General features: G+C 32.8%; 9 protein-coding genes. 1 reads left to right on the top strand and 8 read right to left on the bottom strand.

Translation table 11 applies throughout. The features are described from left to right. Positions 1–104 precede the first annotated feature (104 nt). From Cyrtocomes_RS05205 to Cyrtocomes_RS05240, 8 genes are all read right to left on the bottom strand, one after another. Positions 105–392 (bottom strand): hypothetical protein, encoded by a 288-nt coding sequence (locus tag Cyrtocomes_RS05205; RefSeq protein ID WP_322498133.1) that lies wholly within the window; start codon positions 390–392, stop codon positions 105–107. Positions 393–439: 47 nt separating this feature from the next. Continuing rightward, positions 440–940 carry a DUF7380 domain-containing protein gene (locus Cyrtocomes_RS05210; protein ID WP_322498134.1) on the bottom strand — a complete coding sequence of 167 codons (501 nt, stop codon included), beginning with the start codon at positions 938–940 and terminating at the stop codon, positions 440–442. A 75-nt stretch (positions 941–1,015) separates the two neighbouring features. After that, positions 1,016–1,327: a PIN domain-containing protein gene (locus Cyrtocomes_RS05215; RefSeq protein ID WP_322498135.1), complete on the bottom strand. Its 312-nt coding sequence runs from the start codon at positions 1,325–1,327 to the stop codon at positions 1,016–1,018. Positions 1,328–1,396: 69 nt separating this feature from the next. Beyond that, on the bottom strand, positions 1,397–2,497 hold the full coding sequence (locus tag Cyrtocomes_RS05220) for a hypothetical protein (protein ID WP_322498136.1): 1,101 nt from the start codon (positions 2,495–2,497) through the stop codon (positions 1,397–1,399). Positions 2,498–2,689: 192 nt separating this feature from the next. Then, positions 2,690–3,358, bottom strand: a complete 669-nt coding sequence (locus Cyrtocomes_RS05225; protein ID WP_322498137.1) for a hypothetical protein — start codon at positions 3,356–3,358, stop codon at positions 2,690–2,692. 115 nt (positions 3,359–3,473) lie between these two features. Continuing rightward, complete coding sequence (locus Cyrtocomes_RS05230) at positions 3,474–3,830, bottom strand: type II toxin-antitoxin system PemK/MazF family toxin (RefSeq protein ID WP_322498138.1); 357 nt, start codon at positions 3,828–3,830, stop codon at positions 3,474–3,476. Beyond that, on the bottom strand, positions 3,814–4,050 hold the full coding sequence (locus Cyrtocomes_RS05235) for a CopG family transcriptional regulator (protein ID WP_322498139.1): 237 nt from the start codon (positions 4,048–4,050) through the stop codon (positions 3,814–3,816). Before Cyrtocomes_RS05235 ends, Cyrtocomes_RS05230 begins: the two co-directional genes overlap by 17 nt. 56 nt (positions 4,051–4,106) lie before the next feature. Then, positions 4,107–4,571 (bottom strand): recombinase family protein, encoded by a 465-nt coding sequence (locus tag Cyrtocomes_RS05240; RefSeq protein WP_322498140.1) that lies wholly within the window; start codon positions 4,569–4,571, stop codon positions 4,107–4,109. A 12-nt stretch (positions 4,572–4,583) separates the two neighbouring features. Here Cyrtocomes_RS05240 and Cyrtocomes_RS05245 point away from each other — a divergent pair. After that, on the top strand, positions 4,584–4,811 hold a 228-nt coding region (locus tag Cyrtocomes_RS05245), incomplete at its 3' end, for a transposase (protein WP_410519706.1).

Below are 4,811 nucleotides of genomic sequence, written 5' to 3' on the forward strand. Positions count from 1 at the left end.
TTCGCTAAACTCAAAGAAAATCGACGCTTAGCATTACGATTTGAGAAATCCGATCTCTCTTTCCTTGCCTTTATAGCTTTAGCATCTATTAAATACAACCTTTGTTAACAGTGCCTAGCTATTTCTTCACAAATTTCGTACGCCTTAGCAATAATCTTTTCTTGCACATGATAATTAGTAGACCGCTCATTCTGATTTCTCTCTGCTATAGTAGCACATCGTGCTTGAAGATAATCAAGATATGTATTAGGGGCTTTGATAAGAAGGTTTATCAGCTTAATAATAATATAATCATCCAGTATGTTATTTCGCTCTTCTATATGCTTAATTAGCAAATTTATCTTCTCAATCAGTTCGTCTGTCTTGGACTTAATACCTTGATGCCCACGCATCATTTTAGAGATTTGAAAAGCGTTTCTTGCATACGTTTCTAATTTCCCTAATTCTTTCCGATTATTTTTTTATACATCTCGTTAATCATAGAGCTTGCAATACTGACATACGCATCAACAGCGCTTAGTGCATACTTACCTTTCTTTTTCTCTATACTATTAGAGATTATTAAGTGGGCAATTCTAGCTTGTAAGTATGGTTTTAAGAAATAACACTCCTGATCTTGGATTATATCCTCCAATAATTGTTTCATTCTCCCTAGCTCATGTTCATCCATATCTTCAGGCAACCAACTTCTCGACCCACAAGACCACTGATAACTAGGGGTAAATTCTTCATTGTCAGAACCCCAAATAAATGGCATCATGACATGAAAATATCGTTGTATTATCAAATCTTTTACTTCTTCATCACATTTAGAATCTGAATCCAGCAAATCAGGTCTCGTACCTCCTATAGTGAGCAAAGGATCGGGATCATTAATATAATCTTGTATAGGAAATATATTAATATATGTCTTTAATTGCTCATATAAGGATTTTTGCATAAACCAACCTACGATATATGTCTAATACAGATGTTTTTCATACCAGACATCATAATATCCAACAATCCAAGCAATTTATAATAAGCAAAAATTAGAACTCTCAGATGCATGTCTATCAAAAGTAAATGTGTTTTTATATCCATGATTTAGGTTAATCTGCGCAATCAAACAATCAGAAAAATCCACTTTTGAAGCCTCGTAATTTTCTAAAGCAAGCCATATACATCCATGATTTTCGAAAGCAAATTCATGTGTAGAGGCCATAAAATTGATAGTAGATAAGATCTGATTTCTGGAATACTTATACCCCCTTTCCAGCACCATTTCACATAAAACAACATTGTTTACAAAGATTGATCCAGCAATACCTTTATAAGATTCCAGCAATTCAACAGATTTTTCGTTCTAAATTATCTTGAGTGATGTATCTAACAAGAACATTTGTATCTATTGCTATCATTTTACATCCTGAATTATTTTATCCATTTCTTCGCATGAATTTACTATAGACTGCAATTCACTCTCAAGATAATTTATACAAGAAGGTATAATAGACATTGCAAATAATGCCTGTGATTTATAAGCCTCATCTAAATTATTATCTTTTCCGTGCCTTGTAGTGTTAGATGCATATCCATAGAATTTCTTTAGTGCTTCAAATAATGCAGCATGTCCTTTATCCTTTAAACATTGTTCTTTAAGTAAGTCATTTAACAACTCATCAGCAGTTTTCTTTTCAATATCTTTATTCTTTTTTTGTTCTTGAGGCGAGTCATTTAACAACTCACCAGCAATTTTATTTTGAATATCTTTATTCTTTTTAATAATAGTTTTTAAATATGTCTCCATTGCCAAAACACACCCATTAATACATGTTCTATATGATGGTTTCGCTAGCGATAAGCAATTAACTGCTTTTTGTATGTGCTCTTTTACAGTTTCATTCCTTCCATGTCGTATAAGATATTCTATATCATCTTTTGACTGATCTGGTAGAATATGTGTTATCTTATAACCTTCATCATTATTGATAAATGTAAGATTTATAGAATGAGACTTAAATATTTCATTGATATCACGAATAAATATCTCAATATAAGTATGTACGCGTTGCAATTGCAATAGAGATTCTAGTGAACACCCACTTTTTTTATAATCATCATTAGCTATTCTATAATTCAACTTCACTATATACTCTATTATATTTAGTACATTTATAGTGCTACATTCCTGTATTTTTTTATAGATACAGTCCATTATCCCCCGAGCAATGTCATAAGAATCACTAACAACCTTACCACGCAAGTTCACGGTGCACTTATCTAAATTCACAGTAATTTTTTCAAATTGATAATGAAATTCTTCTAAAAACTTGGCAAACTGTGGGAATCTTTCAGAGTAGCTTTTATGAAATGGACCAAATACTACTTCATTAGCATCTTCCATATTTTTGAAAAATGTTCTTGTATAATATATTATATCATCTCGTGTATCAGAATTAATTTCTACTCCTGATATCTCTTTCCTTTTTATCAGAGAGTCTTTCTCTATTGGCATCTTTTTTAATCAAAACTCTTAATTGATATTTTGCTATATGTTTTTAGTGCATTAATAAATTCTTCATCTAACTTATTTCTGGCCTTGTTGTTAACAATTAAAGTGTAATCTTCAGCAGAGATTAGCCACTGTAACTTATCATCATCTACCGATGTATTAGTTAATTCTTTCGGTAACTGTGGTGCAAATTGATCACTTAATTGTACAATAAGTAGATTGTAATTCGGATATATTTATAGCTATAATAAGTGGCGCGTTGTTTTCCAATTTCCATTTTTTATATTGCCCATCCCGCTCTTTCATGAAGCCACTTATTAAGCTTGTTACAGTCAGCTTTAACTGTGGAGTTCGTATTACCGTAACATCCCAAGGCTCTTGAAAAAATTCATTACCATCTAAATCCCTAAACCCAACATAATTAATAGCTCCTATTACATTTCCATTGTCATCCTCTAACCTAGATCCATCTATAGGTTTGCAATCTTTTTTATTCTCCCGCTCTGCTGGTAAGTGTTTTACTTCAATATAAGCTTTTACTCCAGTATCTAGGCTTAAACAAATATCAGGGGCCCCTTTCTTAGTTGGGGCATCTATTTGAAATTTCTTACTAATTTTTGCAATATTATGCAATATTCCAATCGCTCTTAGCTCTGTTAAGCGTTGAAGACACTGTCCATCATTTTCTTTACCGATACCAGAATATTCATCTAAGCACAAATTATTGGCATCTTTTTGTTGTTGAAATAAACATTCAAAAGCATTTTTTAATAGCTCATTTTGCTTTTCATCACGTATCTTTAAAAATGTTTTATCTTTCAAATCATTTCCATTATCTGGAAAAAGGAGACGACTTTTTATCATATTACTTACATACTATAAAAGCTCAGCATCGCTCTCTCTAAACAAAACTTGATAACAAATCAACCACACTTCGCATTCAAGACCCAATCACCATTAATACGCCCATACAGAGTAATTAATCTCTACTTAACCACAAAAGATCTACCAAAGATGATTGTACTTTCCGCAAGACGTCATCATCACACATTAATAAAAATTGAACTAGCCTCTTATTATCTATTGCTCTAATTTGATCAATCATAATGTCTGAATCTTTTTGTAAAGATTCTCTTGCGCGCACTCTAATTCTTAGAGGTTCTGCATTATCGATTAATTTTGTAGTAAGTGGCAAAACAATTGTGGAAGGATGGCTTTCATCTAATAAAATTTGATTCTGAAATATTAACACTGGTCTTACTTTCCCAGATTCCGTACCTATTCTTGGATTTAAATCTGCTAACCATATTTCACCAAAATTATACTTTTTTCCCATATTCTATTGAATCAAATTCTGCATTAATTTCCATACTGTTAGCTCTGACTTTATAACTAGCTTGTATAAGTCTTTCTCTCTTTATATCTTCATTTATTTTAAAGTTTAAATTACTAATAGCTCTTTGTATGTAAGCATTCTTTGAAATATTTAAAGCCTTTGATTTCATATCCACCTCCCGTAGAACTTCATCTGATAACCTTACTGTAAGTATTGGCATAGAAACAAATATAACACCTTGATAGTATTATATTTGCGCATTCATAAAATGCAATCTTATTTGATGTCACCAAGCACTATCACCCCCTTTTCCTTCAAGGTCCCATCGCCATTAACATACTCATACAAAGTTGTGGTTGTTATGTTTAGCTTCTTTGCTATTTCTGATGGCTTGGCTTCTCTGTTTTGCATTGCTGCCATTCGCAGCGCGGCTCTATCCATTTTCCTTGGCCTTCCTCCTTTCCTGGCTCTTGCTACTTCTAGTCCTGCTTTTGTTCTTTCTTTGATTAGTTCACGCTCATATTCTGCGAGCGCTGCAAATATTCCAAATATCATCCTTCCATTCTTTGTGTTTGTATCTATTTCTGCTCCCTCTAATACTTTAAACCCTACTTCTTTCTTGCATAGTGTATCTACCATGTTCACAAGATCTTTCATGTTCCTTCCTAGCCTATCTAGTTTCCACACTATCAGTGTATTTCCTGGTGGCAGTGCTTTTATACATTCTTTCTGGTCTGTCATCTTTTCTGCCTGATGCAAGATCGCTGTATATTCTATTTGCTTCAGCACGCCTGTAGGACTACATTCCCTAAAACCATAGTACAGCTATGTATAGTTCATAGAAACAGCCTAAAATTGGTGAGTTATAAGCATTATAAAGAAGTTACATCGGATTTAAAGCTCATATATACAGCAAAAAATGAAGAATCCGCCATGCAGGCTTTACTGGATTTTGAAGGTAAATGGTCCTTTAGGTATCCT

Source organism: Candidatus Cyrtobacter comes, from assembly GCF_034470605.1.
In the GTDB taxonomy this organism is placed as follows: domain Bacteria; phylum Pseudomonadota; class Alphaproteobacteria; order Rickettsiales; family Midichloriaceae; genus Cyrtobacter; species Cyrtobacter comes.